The sequence below is a fragment of the Flavobacterium sp. TR2 genome (assembly GCF_025252405.1).
In the GTDB taxonomy this organism is placed as follows: Bacteria; Bacteroidota; Bacteroidia; order Flavobacteriales; family Flavobacteriaceae; genus Flavobacterium.
In genome coordinates this window covers 4,605,735-4,622,508 of sequence record NZ_CP104307.1, presented here as the reverse complement: position 1 = coordinate 4,622,508, position 16,774 = coordinate 4,605,735, and the positions used below count along the sequence as shown (strand labels likewise).

14 protein-coding genes are annotated in these 16,774 nt (G+C 34.7%); all 14 read right to left on the bottom strand.

The genetic code is table 11. The features are described 5' to 3' along the window. Positions 1–71 precede the first annotated feature (71 nt). Entirely contained in the window at positions 72–470 is a 399-nt protein-coding gene (locus N4T20_RS19690; protein WP_260670764.1) for a DUF1801 domain-containing protein, read from the bottom strand. A gap of 16 nt (positions 471–486) precedes the next feature. Beyond that, positions 487–921, bottom strand: a complete 435-nt coding sequence (locus N4T20_RS19685; protein WP_260670763.1) for a GNAT family N-acetyltransferase — start codon at positions 919–921, stop codon at positions 487–489. Positions 922–1,020: 99 nt separating this feature from the next. Beyond that, positions 1,021–1,527 carry a TPM domain-containing protein gene (locus N4T20_RS19680; RefSeq protein ID WP_260670762.1) on the bottom strand — a complete coding sequence of 169 codons (507 nt, stop codon included), beginning with the start codon at positions 1,525–1,527 and terminating at the stop codon, positions 1,021–1,023. 153 nt (positions 1,528–1,680) lie between these two features. Continuing rightward, complete coding sequence (locus N4T20_RS19675) at positions 1,681–2,430, bottom strand: DUF2314 domain-containing protein (protein ID WP_260670761.1); 750 nt, start codon at positions 2,428–2,430, stop codon at positions 1,681–1,683. Between the two features lie 100 nt (positions 2,431–2,530). Continuing rightward, on the bottom strand, positions 2,531–3,487 hold the full coding sequence (locus N4T20_RS19670; RefSeq protein WP_260670760.1) for a DUF6620 family protein: 957 nt from the start codon (positions 3,485–3,487) through the stop codon (positions 2,531–2,533). A 26-nt stretch (positions 3,488–3,513) separates the two neighbouring features. Then, the gene (locus N4T20_RS19665) at positions 3,514–4,458 is read right to left on the bottom strand and encodes a hypothetical protein (protein ID WP_260670759.1); all 945 of its coding nucleotides are present in this window, start codon (positions 4,456–4,458) and stop codon (positions 3,514–3,516) included. Between the two features lie 12 nt (positions 4,459–4,470). Further along, on the bottom strand, positions 4,471–4,713 hold the full coding sequence (locus N4T20_RS19660; RefSeq protein WP_260670758.1) for a hypothetical protein: 243 nt from the start codon (positions 4,711–4,713) through the stop codon (positions 4,471–4,473). Continuing rightward, on the bottom strand, positions 4,713–5,666 hold the full coding sequence (locus tag N4T20_RS19655) for an SPFH domain-containing protein (protein ID WP_260670757.1): 954 nt from the start codon (positions 5,664–5,666) through the stop codon (positions 4,713–4,715). The genes N4T20_RS19660 and N4T20_RS19655 overlap by 1 nt, the downstream gene beginning before the upstream one ends. A 224-nt stretch (positions 5,667–5,890) precedes the next feature. Further along, positions 5,891–7,279 (bottom strand): dihydrolipoyl dehydrogenase, encoded by a 1,389-nt coding sequence (gene lpdA / locus N4T20_RS19650; RefSeq protein WP_073416603.1) that lies wholly within the window; start codon positions 7,277–7,279, stop codon positions 5,891–5,893. A gap of 438 nt (positions 7,280–7,717) precedes the next feature. Further along, positions 7,718–8,302 carry an NUMOD4 domain-containing protein gene (locus N4T20_RS19645; RefSeq protein WP_095928832.1) on the bottom strand — a complete coding sequence of 195 codons (585 nt, stop codon included), beginning with the start codon at positions 8,300–8,302 and terminating at the stop codon, positions 7,718–7,720. A 223-nt stretch (positions 8,303–8,525) separates the two neighbouring features. Then, positions 8,526–9,290 (bottom strand): LytR/AlgR family response regulator transcription factor, encoded by a 765-nt coding sequence (locus tag N4T20_RS19640; RefSeq protein WP_260670756.1) that lies wholly within the window; start codon positions 9,288–9,290, stop codon positions 8,526–8,528. A gap of 133 nt (positions 9,291–9,423) precedes the next feature. After that, positions 9,424–10,743, bottom strand: coding sequence for a RagB/SusD family nutrient uptake outer membrane protein (locus tag N4T20_RS19635; RefSeq protein WP_260670755.1), 1,320 nt, complete (start codon positions 10,741–10,743; stop codon positions 9,424–9,426). 13 nt (positions 10,744–10,756) lie between these two features. After that, on the bottom strand, positions 10,757–14,095 hold the full coding sequence (locus tag N4T20_RS19630; RefSeq protein ID WP_260670754.1) for a SusC/RagA family TonB-linked outer membrane protein: 3,339 nt from the start codon (positions 14,093–14,095) through the stop codon (positions 10,757–10,759). Positions 14,096–14,111: 16 nt separating this feature from the next. Next, entirely contained in the window at positions 14,112–16,709 is a 2,598-nt protein-coding gene (locus N4T20_RS19625) for a zinc-dependent metalloprotease (protein ID WP_260670753.1), read from the bottom strand. Positions 16,710–16,774: the final 65 nt, after the last annotated feature.

Here is a 16,774-nt window from a genome sequence, read left to right as displayed (position 1 = left end):
GTCTGTGAAAAGGTTATTGAAGTTAAAAATGTAAAGGCGAGTAGGGGTAAAAATTTCATTTTGTTTTTTGGTTAATAGGGTTTGGTTATTATTCGGATTAAAACTCCTTTGCGTTTTACAATGTTTTTGTAGTCCCATTGAATTTCTCTGCCTTTTTGGAGCCATCGTTTCAGCTCTTCTTCATTGATCTGGCTAGAGTTTGTATAGCGTATTTCTGCAGCTTTAAAGGAACCTTCATTTTTAAGTTTTTCTTCTTCAAAAGATTGTCCGCTCCAGAAAAGAAGTCTCACCGAATCTTTTAGTTTGCTATAGCCCACAATCGGATTTCCGTCTAGAAACCAAACCGGATGGGCGTGCCAGATTTTGTTTTCGGCCTCTGTTAAGTTTTCATGTATAATGGTATAAAGAAGATCGCAGATTTCTTTATTTTCTGCTGTTTGAGAATCGTTGTAATCCTGAATCTGGGTCATGTCTTTAGCCTTTTAGTTATTTTATCTCTTTTGTTAGTTCAAATAAAATATAGATTCCGTTGCTTGAATGTCCTCTCGATTTTTCTGTAAATCCTTTTCTAACATAAAAATCAGCTGCTTTTGTGTTGCTGGCAAGGCATTTTAAAGTAATAGGAAATGCTGCTTTTTTTGTAGCGGCTTTTAATAATGCTGTGCCTATGTTTTTTCCCTGATGTTTAGTATCAACGTATAGATGATGGATAAAATTGTTGGGCATCCAAATCGAAATAAATCCGACAGGAATATCATCTATAATTGCAGTCAATATATATTCTCCTTGCGTTTGCTTGTCAAAATCTTCTAATTTAAATTCTGATATATCCTGATCTGCAAATGTTCTTTTCCTTTCCTCTAAGAATAGTTTTCTCAAGTGCTGTAAATCGATATCTCTGTATGCTTTTATAGTTGCCATCAATTTAAAATTTACTAGGCTAAACCATTTTAATGTTTTTTTAGAGAGACAAGATAAAAAAAAATCCGACCTGTTTGTACAAATCGGATTTGATCCATTTTATGGCTGGAGTTTTTTCATGAATTCATTTGAAGCCAATTCTAAAGCTTTATAATAGTTTCCTTTTTTAAGTTCAGGAACAGAGTAGGTGCTGATTATATTTTGCGTGTCTTCAGTACTCAATTTGTATCGTATAAAATCGACGCTTATAACCTGAATCTGTCTTAATGTTTTACTTACGATTATTAAAAGAGTTGGGTCTAGACGAGGGTCTTTTGATAGAAATTTATCCAGTTCCAATGTATATTCTTCCAAGGACTTGAATGGCGAATAAGAAGGGGTCGTGATAACAACAATTTTATAAAGATACTTTTTTTCGAATCCGTTTAAATTGGTGTTCAAAGATTTGAGCTCGGCTGGTGTCAGTATTTTTTCGAAGTCATTGACACAGTCTGTAGATCCTGAAAAAGAATTTTTTAGTTGAGCAGCAAAATCAGTGTCGTTTTTTGTTTGGGCAGATAAAAGAACTGAGGTTAGCAGTACTAGCGTATAGAATAATTTTTTCATTCTGTGGCATTTTAGATTTGGTGCAGCAAAAGTAGCACATTCTTTATTTTAAACAGATGAAAAATAGAATAGTTTTGGTTTGGATATGAAAAAATATTTAGCGTTCTAAAAATAAAAATCCGATCTGTTTTTGCAGATCGGATTATTAAAATCTTATTGTAGTAATGGCAGCAAATGTGCCCATTTTAATTCTTTAGCAAAATCTAAAGGGGTTTTGCCAGTTTCTGTTTTTGCATTTTTATCTGCTCCAAATTCGAGTAAAACTTCTACAGATGTCTGGTTTCCTGCAATTGCTTCTCGATGCAGAAAAGTGTAGCCTAATTCATCTTGAGCGGTTACTTCTTCAGGGTTGTTTTTGACAAAATCAATAAGACTTTCTTTCATGTTTTTGCTCATTGGGTGTTCTGTCAGGTTTTCTGGTTTTTCTTTCTGTTCATTTACGACCAGAATATCATTAAAATCGCCAAAATCTAATCCCCATGCTTCATCATGTGATGCTCTTTCTTCGTCACTCATTTCTGAGCGCATGGCCTGTATTGTAAATGCTCCATACGTCGTGCCGCCAATTGCAAAGAGCCAGTCGCTAATTTGATTAATTGGAATCGCAATTTCGTCTCCATTATTTACATTGGTCAATTCATCGGGATCATTTACCAAAATTCCGTATATAGTTTCTCCGTCAAAGTTCACGTCGTTAATCCACATATGTTCTACGATGGTTTCGTTTTCAATTTCTTGCGTAAAAGCCAGTTTTACACAAGCAACGTCCAATCCTGGAACTATTCTTCTGTATTCCCAGGACAATTCTCTCCAGAAATATTTGAAAGTTTCTTGAGCTCTTTTGTAAGCTTCAATCATTTTTGGGTTTTCTCCGTCGGCGTAGAATATTTTTGTTTCTTCCATTATATGTAATTTTTAATGATTTTATAGAATTGAATAGTTTTAAACGAATAAAAAACCGATTTGTTTTTGCAAATCGGTTTTTTACTATGAGGGATAAATTTTAAAAATTCACATCGTCTGCAATATTTCCTCCTTGTTCGGCAGCAAATTTTGCGGCATATTCTTTTTGTTTTTCCTGCTGATAATTAGAAAATTCGATGATATCTTCAGAATTCCAATTTTGATTTTGTTCTGTCATCCATTGCATTGCTACAGATTGGAAATCAGCAAGATTGATTCCAAAGTTTTCCAAAATCCATTGCGCTCCGTCAATTCCGTATTCGTATGCAGCTTGTCTTGCTCCAGCAAGTTCTTCGTAGAAATAACGATCGTTTTTTATTCTTTCTAAATTGGCAGCGCCTTCTTCAGAAATTTCAGCTTTTAGATTTTCTAACTGAGGAACAGTTACATTTTCAGCATAATATTGACCAAATAAAGTTGTAACGGTAAACGAAGTGTCTTCGCCCATACGCTGTGGCCAGATTGTGTTTAATTCTTCCCAAACCGCTGGCTCAAATCCCATGGCTTTGCAAACTTCTAGATAATCGATTCCTGCACTGATTTTAAGACACATTGCTGTGTAAGTTCTTAAATCAACACCGTGTACTGGTTCTAAAAACGGATTATTATCATCTGCTTTTACAAATCCAGAAGTTTGAACTCCTGTATATTTTAATGAATTTGCATGCTCAAAACGAATCATTTGGTCAGAATCACAATTGTTCCATTCTGTATAAACCGTTCTTCTGTAATTAAAATAAATGTTCTGAATATCTTTTTCGTCAAGGTTTTCTCCACTTGCGCGCTCATCTGCAATCCATGCTTCAGCTCTTTCAGCTACTTCGTTATCAAAATCTTCAACAGAATAATGCGTTCCATGCAAAGTTTCAGGATCGTATTCTACTTCTTGATAATTATCTTTATAATCATTTTCATAATTGCCATTCGATGTCTGAGTCTCGTAATTCTGGTTTTCTTGTTTGTCTCCTGTTAGAGCTCCAAAAAGTTTTTTAAACATTTTTAAATTTTTTAAGGATTAATAAATTATAGGTATTGCAATTGATTTTGATACATTTTTTCGTTGTGCTCTTTTAAGTCTGGCGTAATTTTATTCCATTCGTCATACATTGCTCTTAAATATTCTTGATGCAATTTTGGAGCATTTTTAATAGCGAATTGTCTTTGCTGTTCAAGATCATCCATTATTGCCCGAACTTCATTAACTACTTTTTTATCTGATTCATGAATAATGCTCAAACTTAATTCATGGCGCTGATGATACAAATCACGTTCTTTGTCTTTTTCGGATTCATAAGCTTCGTACAAATGCGCTGTTCGCTGCTCAGCGAGATTTCTTGCAATATTCTGAAGGTTTCTGCCGAGCGTGCTTGGAGCAAATGTATTTTGTGTTTGGCAATATGGACACGAAATATAGGTTTCAATTAAAAATATTTTCTCAATCACGATATTTCCACCGCATTGTGTGCAGTTGAATTTGTTTTTAATGGCTTCGTATTCGTCTAATATTTTTTGATATTCGGTTTCGAGATCGCGTTCTTGAGTTTTGTCTATCTGTTTTCTCCAATAGTCATATTTATTTTCAAATTCGCTATAACGATCAGAACATGCACTTCTAAAATCTGAAAGCAAATTGTGATGTTTGCTTAAAACTGAAATTTGCGAAGTGAGACTGTAGTAAACATCATTTACTTTTTCTTCATAAACATCTCTGGCTTTTTCTCTAATGTTATTTAACTGACCGTTTACACCCGAGTAGACTCTGTGAAAGGTTCTTTTATATATATCATCATCGCTTTGCATAATTTCTTTAAGCTCTGGAATTGCAGCTGCGGCAAATTCTTCCATTTTAGCGTCAAGTTTTTCTAAGAAAGCAAACCATCTTTGTTGATTTTCCTGAAGTTCTGAGTACCATTCTGGAGCAGATTCTCCATTTTGGTTGTCTTTTGATTTATTGAATAATCCGAACACTTTAGTTGAATTTTAAATTGAATTGTCTTCTTTTTTGATATAAACTCCATCGGTAAGTTTTATGTTTAAAAACTCAAATCCGCAGTAGGCACAATGTGTCAGTCCATCTTGTTTGGCTCTTCCAGCGCCACAGTTTGGACAGTCTTTAGCATTCATTTTAGCTTCTGTAATTTCCATTTCGCCTCCATAATTGGTTTGTTTTTGAGCATTTTCTTTGAGTCTGTTCAAAAACGAATTGACTTTTTTCTCTTCCATTACAATTGGCTTAATAATTCCGATTTTTTAGTTTTAAATTCATCTTCATCAATTAAACCAGCGTCAAACAGTGATTTTAATTTTTGAAGTTTGGAGGTTAAATCGTCTCCCGTTTCCTGTTTTGGAGTTTCTTTATTCTGTTGCAGCTGATTTAAAAGAATTCCCATACTCAATGCATTTTGAGTTGCATCGTGCAGAGCGGTTCCTTTATCGCCAATAGCAGTTGCGGTATTGAATTTGGTAAATTTATCCATATCGGTTACCATATTCATATTGGTGATTTTATCATAATGCGCAGTTACTTCTTCTGGTAAGGTTACGCTTGTAATGACAAACTGAGTAAGTTCTATTCCTAATTGCTCAAAATACGGTTTAAGGTACGGTTCTATTTTTTTGCCTAATTGGGTAATGTTTCCAGCTACATCTGTAACGGTTATATTTTCATTGGCTAAAACTTCTCCGAATTTTGGCGCCACAAAATCTCTTAATTGGCTTTGTAATTCAAAAATCGTAAGCTGTTTGTAAGTTCCTGCATATTGACGGAAGAATTTGGCAGGATCATTTATTTTAAGGTCAAAACTTCCAAAAGCTCTGATTCTGATTTGTCCAAACTGTGGATCATTCATTAGGATAGGAGCAGGAGTTCCCCATTTATTATTAATGAATTGATGTGTATTGAAAAAGTAAACATCGGCTTTAAACGGACTTTCGAATCCATATTTCCAGCCTTTTAGTTTACTTAGAATTGGAATATTTTCTGTAGATAAAGTATGAAGTCCTGGAGAAAAAACATCAGCAAGTTGTCCTTCATTTAAAAGCATTGCGTGCTGACTTTCACGAACGGTTAGCTTTGCTCCATTTTTGATTTCTTTATCTTCATCGGGAAACTGCCACATTAATAAGTTAGGATCGCTTGTCGTGGCTTCGATAATTTCTATAAAAGGTAATTTCATCACTTATCTTATTTAAAAAGAATAAAAATAACGATTTAGATCTAGTGACAAAATTTTCTTACGTAAAGTTTTAAACAAATTTTTGCTTTGCTTGTTTTTTTCCTACATCGGAAATTATAAAAATAGGAGAGATTTAATTAGTGGGAATAAAAAAAATCCGATCTGTTTTCACAAATCGGATTTTATAAATTGAGAATTATATATAACCGTAAAACGGTATATTTTTACAAGTGAATTACTTCGCCGTAAGCATCAGCTACAGCTTCCATAACTGCCTCGCTCATTGTTGGGTGAGGGTGGATTGATTTAAGGATTTCGTGCCCTGTAGTTTCTAGTTTACGAGCTACAACTGCTTCAGCAATCATATCTGTAACACCAGCACCGATCATGTGGCATCCTAACCATTCTCCGTATTTAGCATCGAAAATTACTTTTACGAAACCGTCAGCATTTCCAGCCGCTTTTGCTTTTCCAGATGCTGAGAAAGGGAATTTACCAATTTTCAATTCGTAACCTTTTTCTTTTGCTTGTTTTTCTGTTAAACCTACAGAAGCGATTTCTGGAGTTGCGTACGTACAGCCAGGAACGTTTCCGTAATCGATTGGATCTACGTGAAGACCTTTGATTTTCTCCACACAGTTGATTCCTTCAGCAGAAGCTACGTGTGCTAAAGCTTGGCCTGGAGTAACGTCTCCAATTGCGTAGTATCCTGGAATGTTAGTTTCGTTGTAAGCGTTTACTAAGATTTTATCTCTGTCAACAGCGATTCCAACTTCTTCTAATCCGATGTTTTCAATGTTTGTTTTGATTCCAACAGCAGAAAGTACAATGTCAGCTTCTAAAACTTCTTCTCCTTTTGCTGTTTTAACGAATGCTTTTACTCCTGCGCCTGTTGTGTCAATGCGCTCAACAGAAGAGTTAGTCATTACTTTAATTCCTGATTTTTTCAAAGAACGCTCAAATTGTTTTGAGATATCTTCGTCTTCTACAGGAACTACGTTTGGCATAAATTCTACGATAGTAACATCTGTTCCCATTGAGTTGTAGAAATGAGCGAACTCAACTCCAATTGCTCCAGAACCAACGATAATCATAGATTTTGGTTGAGTTGGCAATGTCATTGCCTGACGGTATCCAATTACTTTTACACCGTCTTGAGGTAAGTTTGGCAACTCGCGAGAACGAGCTCCAGTTGCGATGATAATGTGATCAGCGCTATATTCTGTAACTTTATTGTCTTTATCAGTAACGTCAAGTTTTTTTCCTGGTTTTAGTTTTCCAAAACCTTCGATAACGTCAATTTTGTTTTTTTTCATCAAGAATTGAACTCCTTTGCTCATTCCTTCTGCAACACCACGGCTGCGTTGAATAACTGCAGGGAAATCTTTGTCAAATTCAGAAACTTTCAATCCGTAGTCTGAAGCGTGCTTAAGGTAATCAAAAACCTGAGCAGATTTTAAAAGCGCTTTTGTTGGGATACACCCCCAGTTAAGGCAAACTCCTCCAAGATTTTCTTTTTCTACTACAGCTGTTTTAAAGCCCAATTGTGAAGCTCTAATCGCTGTTACATATCCTCCAGGACCACTTCCTAAAACAATAACGTCGTATTTCATTTTTTTTGTTTTTAGTATTAACTATCGAAAATGAAGTTTATATTTCCGAAACTCATCTTTCGATTTATTCTTTTGTTATTTGTGATTGCGAATTTAAGGATTTATTTTATATGAACACCTGAAATTTTGTTTTTAAAGACAGACATTTTGGTCTTTTCACAGAAACCGAATGAATTGTGAATTGTAAATTGTGAATTCTGAGGTGATTTTTGTGATTTAGTGAGTAATTGTTGGTGCTGGTGGTTGATGGTAATAAAAATGAGCCACAGATTATACTTATACAGATTAAAATGATTTTTAAAAAATCTGTATTAATATGTGTAATCTGTGGCTTTTATAATTTTTTATTCAGATGGAAAGACTTTGCGTGGGCTTCGACTCCGCTCAGCCTGACAACTGTTAATCGACAATTAATAATTAACAATTAATAATTCATAATTAAATTTTAACGTGTCCCCAGTTTTCTCCGCTGGCAATTCTTCTGATTTGCATTTCGCTTACGCCAAACTGTTTTGCGATCATTTTAAGACGTGTTTTTTGTTCGGGTCTTGCAAGGATTTTTTTGATGAGCATGACTTTTGTGGTTGTCAGCTTTCTTCCGTCTGCTTTTAGGTTGTGTTCGATTAAATTCTTTTTTGCCTGAATAACACGCGGGCTTTTGCGGCTATGCGCCATCATTTCCTGTTTGGTTGCCCAGCGCAAATTGCTTACGTCATCGTTGGCTCTGTTGTAATCTAAGTGCAGCACATACGTTTGGTCTTCAGAATCTTTAGGGATAAAATATTGAGCGACTAATTTGTATAAGAAGAGGTATTTGTTAACGATTTTATCGTCTTTTTTAACCTTAAAACGGAAAGTCGGATATCCGTCGCTTAAGCCTCCTTTTAAAATGCGTCCGTTTTCTATGTCGTCAGTAAAACTTATTAGTCTACCTCTGTTCGAAATGGCGTATCTTAATTGTAATGAGGCATTTATTTCTATTTCTTTGAATTTTTCATCAGGATAAAATCTATTTTGTGGCATTGTCTTTTACATTTGATTTGTATATTCTCAAAGATAAAAAATAACCAAAAATTTTAGCTATCTCATTGATTGTGAAAGGCTAATTTTATGATTTCTATAACGCTAATTTAACGTTTTGACGACTTTTTGATACTTTTCGTCGGATTTTAATTGCCAATTTGTGAATATTGCAATTTTTGAATTTAAGAAACCGACATCAATTTATAGCTAAATAATTATTAATTTATTGGTCTAGCCAGTTTTTGAAATTATTGATTTCTTTTTTGCTTATTAAAATAGGATCAGATTCGACAGGAGGAACGGTCAAAATCAATTCGATTTTCTGATTGGAATGTTTTATGACTTCTTTTATCGTATTTCGATGGACAATATACTTTCTATTAATTTTAAAGAAATTGAACGGATCAAGACTGTTTATAATCTCTGTTAGGGTGCTGTTGTACAAATAGCTGTTTCCAGATTTTACATAAATAAAAAGATGCTTTCCTGTGGCAGCAAAATAGGTGATTTCGTTTTCATTAATAGAAATTAGTTTGTAGCCGTGATTGACGAGAAAATGGCGCTGGATTTTATTGGTTTCAGGATTTTCTATTGCTACCAAAGACTGGATTGTAGAATCGCTGTTAAAACTGTCTTTTATTTTTTTGAATTTTTGGAGCGCTTCCAACAATTCTTCTTCTTCAAATGGCTTGAGAAGGTAGTCGATTGTAAAATGTTTGAAAACCGAAATGGCATACGAATCGTAAGCTGTTACAAAAATAACAGGGCAGGAGATATCTGTTTTTTCAAAAATTTCCAGACTTTTTCCATCACCCAAATGAATGTCCATAAAGGCAAGGTCGATTTTGTTTTCGCTAAAAAAAACAACGGCTTCTTTTACTGATTTTAGAACGCTGATTGCTGCAATCGATAACACATCCTGCTGTTCTAAAATAGATTTTAGATAGCTAGAAGCAAGATATTCATCTTCAACAATAGCGATTTTCATTTTACGGACATTTATGATGCAAAGATAAAATCAGTAATTATTATTCGCAATAAAGAAGGCGATTTGTTGTCTAAATTTTTTGTAAAAAAAAGGTCCAGCATATTGCTGAACCTTTTTAGGAATTTAATAGGTATTATAGATTGGGATTGTTCAATCTCGCGTTTGCCGGATAAATAATGGTATAACGCGGATCATTTTGTATAAGAGTGCTTGATACGTTCAAGAAACTATGAACGATTTGTTTTTGAGTTGTTCTTCTTAAATCAAACCAGCGGTGGCCTTCTACAGCAAATTCTCTATGTCTTTCTTCGTAAATGAAGTTTGTTAAATCTGCAGCGTTCATAGCATTAACTTCGCCTTCTAACTGCGCATATCCAGCTGTTGAATATCTGTTTTTAATGAAATTTAAAACAATTGCCTTAGAATCGTTGATGTTATTTAGTTTCAACAAAGTTTCGGCTTTTGTCAAATACAGCTCAGAAGTTCTGAAAGATGACTTTTGATTATCATTACCGCCTTTTAGAATTCTGAAACGGCTTCCACTAGCAGAAAAGTAAAGAGGGAAACGCAAGTCTGCTGTTTTGTTGTACGCTGCAATTAAGTCTGCAGAAGCAAATGAAGCTCTTTGAATTCCAACTATATATCCATCTTCAAGCGCTAAAATAGATTCTTTTCCATCAAATTTTGTAGCCAGAACTGGAGTTGCTTTTAAATCGATTAAAGTATTATTGATTTCTAAAGCTTTGTTGGCTGCGTCTAATGATTTTTGCCATTGCTGCTGATACAAATACACGCGGCTTTCTAAACTGAATAAAGCTGCTTTTGAGAAACGGTAATTTAATCCTTTTGGCTGTGTGCTAATGTTGATTAATTTTTCAGCTTCTTTAGTGTCAGAAATAATTTGATTGTAAACAGCTTCTACGCTCTGCGGTACAAAAACTTGTTCTAAGTCAATTTCTAAAGCCAACGGAATTCCTTTGTCTGTTCCGGCAGTTGCAGCATTATAAGGTTTTCCGAAAAGGTTTACCAAATCAAAATGCGCCATTGCTCTCAAAGCATAAGCTTCTCCTAGTAATTGGTCTTTCTCTTCAGATGCCTCTACTTTTTTTGAAGCTTCGTTTATAACCACATTGGTGTAAAAAATGACATTGTATAAATCTTGATAGTGAAATTCTAATGTGCTCTTGTCAGGATTTACATCTTTCCATAAGTACACATCTTTATAAATAGAAACTTCACTATTGTCCTCATTCATTACCAATTCGTCTGTGCGAACCGCTGATAATGATTTGTGCTCTGGATATGAAGCATATCCTTTGGTTAGAACTGCACGAAATTCTTCTAGCGATTCTGGAATTACTTTTCCTATTGGCGTAATGTCCAGATAGTCATCGCAACTGCTAAAGGCAATAGCAGCAACGAATAGTGTTATATATTTTGAGAATTTTTTCATCTTTTTTAGTTTTTTAGAAAGTAACATTAAGTCCTACAGTAAATGATCTAGGAACTGGCTGCGCGTAAATGTTTCCATAAGTTTCTGGATCAAAATAACCTTTGAAATCTGAGCTTATCACAAATAAGTTTCTAGCTTCAAGATTTAAACGAATACTTTGGATATTGATGTGATCTGTGAATGTTTTTGGGAATGTATAACCAAAACGAACACTGCTTAATCTCATATAGCTCATTTCGCTAACCCACGTATCTAAGTAATTGTAAGTATTGATTTGATTTGCACCAGAAAACCAGCTGTATGCCATCCATGAATCGCCTGTACCAGAATCTTTACTTGTAATACCAGGCAAATTAGATGAAGTATTGGTTGGTGACCAAGCGTTTAAAATATCAGTCGTATAATTCTGTCCTCTGTCTACTATTGTTCCGTTGTAAGGAGGCGTTTTGGTAACAGTTTGTTTGATATTGAATGATGCTGCAACTGTAAGGTCAAAATTGCGAACTTTAAATGTGTTTGTAAGACCTCCTGTAAATTTAGGATCTCTGTCTCCTAGGTAAACAAATAGATCTCTAAATTCTGCTGGCGTTAAACTTGATTGAGTAATTTCTCCAGGCAAAAATTCAGCATAAGGATCATATAGACCAAAGAAAGTCTGTGCATTTACAGTTTCTCCTTTTTTGTTTACGAATAAAGGATAACCGTTTTCGTCAATTCCATTTGTTTTAAACCCAAAAACGGCGTTTACAGCATGGCCTTCTTGGTTTGGCAAATAACTGTTGTCTCTTATTTCTAAACGGTCAATGTTACTTTTGTTATGAGCAAAATTAATTGTGGTATTCCATTTAAAGTTAGGACGATCTATGTTTTTTGTTGCCAAAGCAATTTCGTATCCTTTGTTGCTTACTTGTGCCCAGTTCATGTTGGTAAATTCAAAACCATTTTCTAACGGGAGCGCTTTTAGACCAATTAAATCGGTACTTTTTCTTCCGTAGAAATCTGTTACAATGCTAATGCGGTTATTAAACACGCCAAGATCAAAACCTAAGTTGGTATTTTCTGTTTTTTCCCAACGCAATTTGCTGTTTGGTGGGGTCGTTACTTCTATTATAGGTTCTGTCTGTCCTGGTAAAATAGTAGTGGTTTTATTTTCTCCAACTACATAAGGCGAGGTATTTTTGTCAATATTCCCTTGTAAACCATAAGAAGCGCGAAGTCTTAAGTTAGAAATCGTTTTGCTGTCTTTTAAGAAATTTTCTTGAGATACTAACCAAGATCCAGATGTTGACCAAAGTGGCAAATATTTGTATTTAGGGTCTACACCAAATAAGTCTGAACCATCATAACGCACACTTCCGTAGAAGCTATATTTTCTGTTGTAAGTATATGCTGCTGTTGCAAAGAATGATGCAAAAGCATTTTCTTTTTGTGTTTTGATGTATGTTTTGTAAATAGCATCATTAACAGAATTTGAGTTAGGGAAAATAATTTGCTGCGTAGTCAAATTCTTTTCGTCAAAACCAAAACCTCTTGTCAAGATAGAAGTTGTTTTATTTCTTCTTAATTCATTACCAACCATTACTTCAATTTCGTGTTTTTCTCCTAAAAGTTTAGAATAGTTCACCATTGTTTTTAAGTTGTACTGAAAAAAGTCTGTGTTTGTATTTTGAATAATACCGCCTTCAGGAAGGAAATACTTTTGAACTCCTCCAGAATAGTAACTTGTTTTTTCTTTTTGCTTTCTAGTATAAAAAGTTTCTTTGCCTGCAAATTTTTCGCTAGAAGAATTATCCAACTGCAAACCTAATTGGCTTGATACTTTCAAATCTTTAGTGATTTTATATTCAGCATCAAACAATGCTTTTATTGCTCTCGTTTTTAAATCGTACGAAGTATTGTTTCTTTCTTCTAAGAAATTAAAAGGCAATTTAATATCTGAGTACGAAGCAATATCTGGATCGTATTTATAGCTTCCGTCTTCATTATAAGGTGTAAGATACGGATTTACATTTCTTGAATAATTTGCAGGATTTGTAAAGCCATCAGTATCTGTAACATAAGAAGTAGTTTTGCTGTCTGAACCAAAAATTCCAACACCAACTTTAAATTTGTCAGTAATGTCGTAGCTATTTTTTAAGGTTAAATTATAACGCTTAAGGCCAGTTCCTATTGTAGTTCCTTTTTCATCATAATATCCTAAAGAGAAATAGTAGTCAGATCTTTCGCTGCCTCCAGATAAACTTAATCCATGCTGTGTATTAATGGCTGATTGGTATAATAAATTACCCCAATTTGTATTAATGCTTCTTAAGTTGTTGATTGACTGTTGCGTTTGCGGACTCAAAGAAGAGAATCCACCGGCTCTGTACGCGTCTAATTCATTCGCTCCATTCAGGATACGAGCAACATCACCACCGGTGTCTCTGTATGTCAAATCTGCACGGCTAGCCATATCAAGTTCAAGATCAACTTTCTGATTAGAGTTCATCAAATTTAATTTTGAAAATTCTGGTCTCTGCGTGACAAAAGTATTGGTGTTGAAGCTAACGGTCATTTTTCCGCTTCTACCTTTTTTAGTAGTTACAACGATTACACCATTTGCCGCACGAGCACCATAAATTGCTGTTGCCGCGGCATCTTTTAAAATCGTAATGTCTTTAATATCGTCTGGATTTAAACCAGCAATAGAGTAATTGTTTAATACATCGATATTGTCTTTATCGTAATTTTTAGGAACATCATTGTTCTCTAATGGAAGTCCGTCTAATACCCATAAAGGATCCTGAGTTCCGTTTAAAGAAGCTGTACCTCTAATTCTGATTTTTGCTGCTGCTCCCGGCGCTCCAGATGGAGTCGTTACAGCAACCCCTGCAACTTGCCCAATCAGTAATTGGTCAATGCTTGAAACACCTGTCTGTTGGATCGAAGCCATATCTACTTTTGTAATAGCAGATGTCAGCTTTCTTTTTTCAATTTTCTGATAACCTGTTATAAGAACTTCCTGAAGTTTTGCTGTTTCGGAAGTTAATGCAATAGTATAATCTTTTTGAGCAGATAATTCAAGAGTGTACGATTTGTATCCCATGAAAGTAACTCTCAAAGTAGTAACGTTCTTTGCGATTTTTAAAGTGAATTTACCATCGAAATCTGAGGTAGTTCCAATTGCTTCGCTATGAATAATACCTGCCATAGCAGTTTTGTTCGATATAGAATTGTTCTCAACGAAGATTGATGCACCAGGAATTGGCGACGAATCTGCTGCGTCTTGAACAATTCCCGTAATGGTTCGGGTTTCCTGCGAGTATCCTGCGATGGCCAGGAACAGCAGTAAGGCTTGTAAAATTTTCTTCATGTTTTTGGGTTGTGTATTAAAAGGTTGTATTATTTAGGGCTTTTTCGATTCGTTGTATCAAATCGCGGTAATGGTTTTGGGTAGATTGATCTCCTGTATTCTTTTTAGTTTTTAGTAATTGAAGGATTTTATTTAGTTCTCCTTTTTTATCAGAAGTCACCTCTGTAACTCTTTTTAAAGAAGATTGATTAATATTTCTTGCCATATGCGCATCATCCAAATAGGTGCACAAATGCGGCATATTTAAAGTCTGCTGAATGTCGATTAATTTTTTAGCATCTGTTTTTTCAAACAATTTATTAGTCGAAACAACCAACACATCTACGTAATTCTTTTGCGTCATACGTTCTAGAATCGACAGTGATTTATTAGCAATCGTTCCTGCAAAAACACTTTGATGTATTTTTTTAAACAAATCATTTACGGTAAAAACTGGATCTTTGGTTTTGTTGCGCTGATATAATTCGTTTTCAGTCATTCTAAGCAAACGATCGTCGCTGAATAAATCATACATAATGCCGTACTGTAATTCTCTAGAAAGTGTATACGGAGTATATTCGTAAGGTCCAAGCGGAGAATCCTTCAGCGGGTTTGTTTTGTCCAAAATGTCATTAAAGAATAGCCATTGCGGAATGGTAATTACATTTTTAGCTAAATAATCTGCAGCTCTTTTTTGCATCGCTGCAGAGACAGGAATGTAGCTTTGCTTGTTGTCGCCGTGAACCGTTGTATTCAAATATACACCACCAATATTGTTCATTACGTGTCGGTTGTACATTTGCCATTGACCGATCGTTCCGATGTATAATTTTCCAGTTTCATAATATGACTGATCTTTATCGTAAGTCCAGTTTAAGATATTGTCTACGACACGTTTTAAGTTTTTTAAACCGTATTCGCTAGCTTTCATAGCATCATTTCCTAAATCTTCAGATTGCGAACGCGGATCAATTATATTTTCCTGCTGTTCTCCATAAAAATAAATGGGGTCATCTTGATGTTTTGTAATTAAGGCGTTTAGTTTTGTTGTTTCGTTGTCGTTAGGCGAGTACCATCTGTAACCCCATTCAATAGCATATTTATCATATTCTCCAATTTTCGGAGTGATAACTGTAACATTGTCTTCTGGCTGCGCTACATAATTGTAACGTGCATAATCCATAATTGACGGAGCAGTTCCGCCCATTTTTGCTGTAAATTCTTTAGAACGTAAAGATTCTACATCATAGGCAAAAGAAGAACCCATATTATGTTTCAAACCAAAAGTATGCCCCACTTCGTGAGACGAAACAAAACGAATTGCCTCTCCCATATGTTCATCACTAAATTTGTTTCCTCTAGCTTTAGGATCAATTGGCCCTGTTTGGATGCGCATCCAGCTTTGAAGAGAAGTCATTACATTATGCCACCAGATAATATCCGCTTCGATAATTTCACCGCTTCTCGGGTCAACCACAGATGGCCCCATAGCATTCGATTTTGGAGATGCTGCGTATGTAATTACAGAATAGCGCACATCATCAATGTCAAAATCTAAATCATTTTCAGTAGGTTCTTTTGCTATAATAGCGTTCTTGAAACCCGCTTTTTCAAAAGCTGCCTGCCAATCGTGTACCCCATCAATAATGTATTTTCTCCATTGTTTTGGAGTCGATGGATCGATGTAATAAACGATTGGTTTTTTCGGCTCTACTAATTCACCCTTTAAATATTTTTCTTCGTCTTCTTTTTTAGGTTCTAATTTCCAACGTGTAATGAGTTCTTTTTCAACCATTGCCTGCTGAGCATCGGTGAAATACCAATGTTTTTCAGAAAAGAAGCCAATTCGGTCGTCAGAAAAACGTGGTTTCATTGGAGTTTTATCCAATAAAACAATATTGCTTGTTACGCCAAGCGTTACCGATAATGCTGGTCCGCCTTCACTTACAGATGTAGTGAGCTGCGATTTTACAACTACATTTTTTGGAAAAGATTTTACACTTTCTATATATGAAAGATCAGATTTTACAGAACCGCCAAAACCAATGTTGCTCAAAACATCATTGAAGCTTTTTTGTTTTCCGTCAAAAATCTTATTTACTTTAATAACAACAGAAGTCGAGTCGTTGTTCTTTGTTTCGATATCAAAAACTTCGATAATAGACTCGGAAAAGTTATTTTTAACCGATTGAGTAATGGCGTCTTCTTTTGGAGAAGAAACTTTAGGAACATACGATTTTACCCAAACTTTCTTTGCAATTGTGTCTTTATAAAAACTAATGACTTTGTTTTCATAATTCATTCCTTTGTTCAAACCGGCTTCGTTTACTTGAAAAGGAACTTGAGATAATTTGTTTACAACTAAAAATTCTCTTTGGAATAAACTGTCTTGAATTTCAAAATAAACATCAGTTTTAACTTGAATGATATTGAACAGTCCTTTTTTGACAGAACCTTTTTTTACAAGGTCATTGTATTTTTTACCTTTTTTAGAATCGGTAGAGTCTTTTTTAATTTCAGTTGCGGTCTCTTTTTTGTCCTTCTTTTTCTTTTGAGAATGAACAGTAAGAGGCGATAATAGTAATAAGGATATGCAAAATATTATCAAATTATGCAGGAATGATTTTTCCTTCATCAGATGTTAAGTTTAGGTTAATTTTCGATCCGAAACTATTTTATTTTAGTTCAGGAAAAAAACAA

Coding starts and splice junctions, on each gene's coding strand:
- N4T20_RS19690 (WP_260670764.1), bottom strand. CDS start 470: ATGACCCAGATTCAGGATTACAACGATTCTCAAACAGCAGAAAATAAA.
- N4T20_RS19685 (WP_260670763.1), bottom strand. CDS start 921: ATGGCAACTATAAAAGCATACAGAGATATCGATTTACAGCACTTGAGA.
- N4T20_RS19680 (WP_260670762.1), bottom strand. CDS start 1,527: ATGAAAAAATTATTCTATACGCTAGTACTGCTAACCTCAGTTCTTTTA.
- N4T20_RS19675 (WP_260670761.1), bottom strand. CDS start 2,430: ATGGAAGAAACAAAAATATTCTACGCCGACGGAGAAAACCCAAAAATG.
- N4T20_RS19670 (WP_260670760.1), bottom strand. CDS start 3,487: ATGTTTAAAAAACTTTTTGGAGCTCTAACAGGAGACAAACAAGAAAAC.
- N4T20_RS19660 (WP_260670758.1), bottom strand. CDS start 4,713: ATGGAAGAGAAAAAAGTCAATTCGTTTTTGAACAGACTCAAAGAAAAT.
- N4T20_RS19655 (WP_260670757.1), bottom strand. CDS start 5,666: ATGAAATTACCTTTTATAGAAATTATCGAAGCCACGACAAGCGATCCT.
- lpdA (WP_073416603.1), bottom strand. CDS start 7,279: ATGAAATACGACGTTATTGTTTTAGGAAGTGGTCCTGGAGGATATGTA.
- N4T20_RS19645 (WP_095928832.1), bottom strand. CDS start 8,302: ATGCCACAAAATAGATTTTATCCTGATGAAAAATTCAAAGAAATAGAA.
- N4T20_RS19640 (WP_260670756.1), bottom strand. CDS start 9,290: ATGAAAATCGCTATTGTTGAAGATGAATATCTTGCTTCTAGCTATCTA.
- N4T20_RS19635 (WP_260670755.1), bottom strand. CDS start 10,743: ATGAAAAAATTCTCAAAATATATAACACTATTCGTTGCTGCTATTGCC.
- N4T20_RS19630 (WP_260670754.1), bottom strand. CDS start 14,095: ATGAAGAAAATTTTACAAGCCTTACTGCTGTTCCTGGCCATCGCAGGA.
- N4T20_RS19625 (WP_260670753.1), bottom strand. CDS start 16,709: ATGAAGGAAAAATCATTCCTGCATAATTTGATAATATTTTGCATATCC.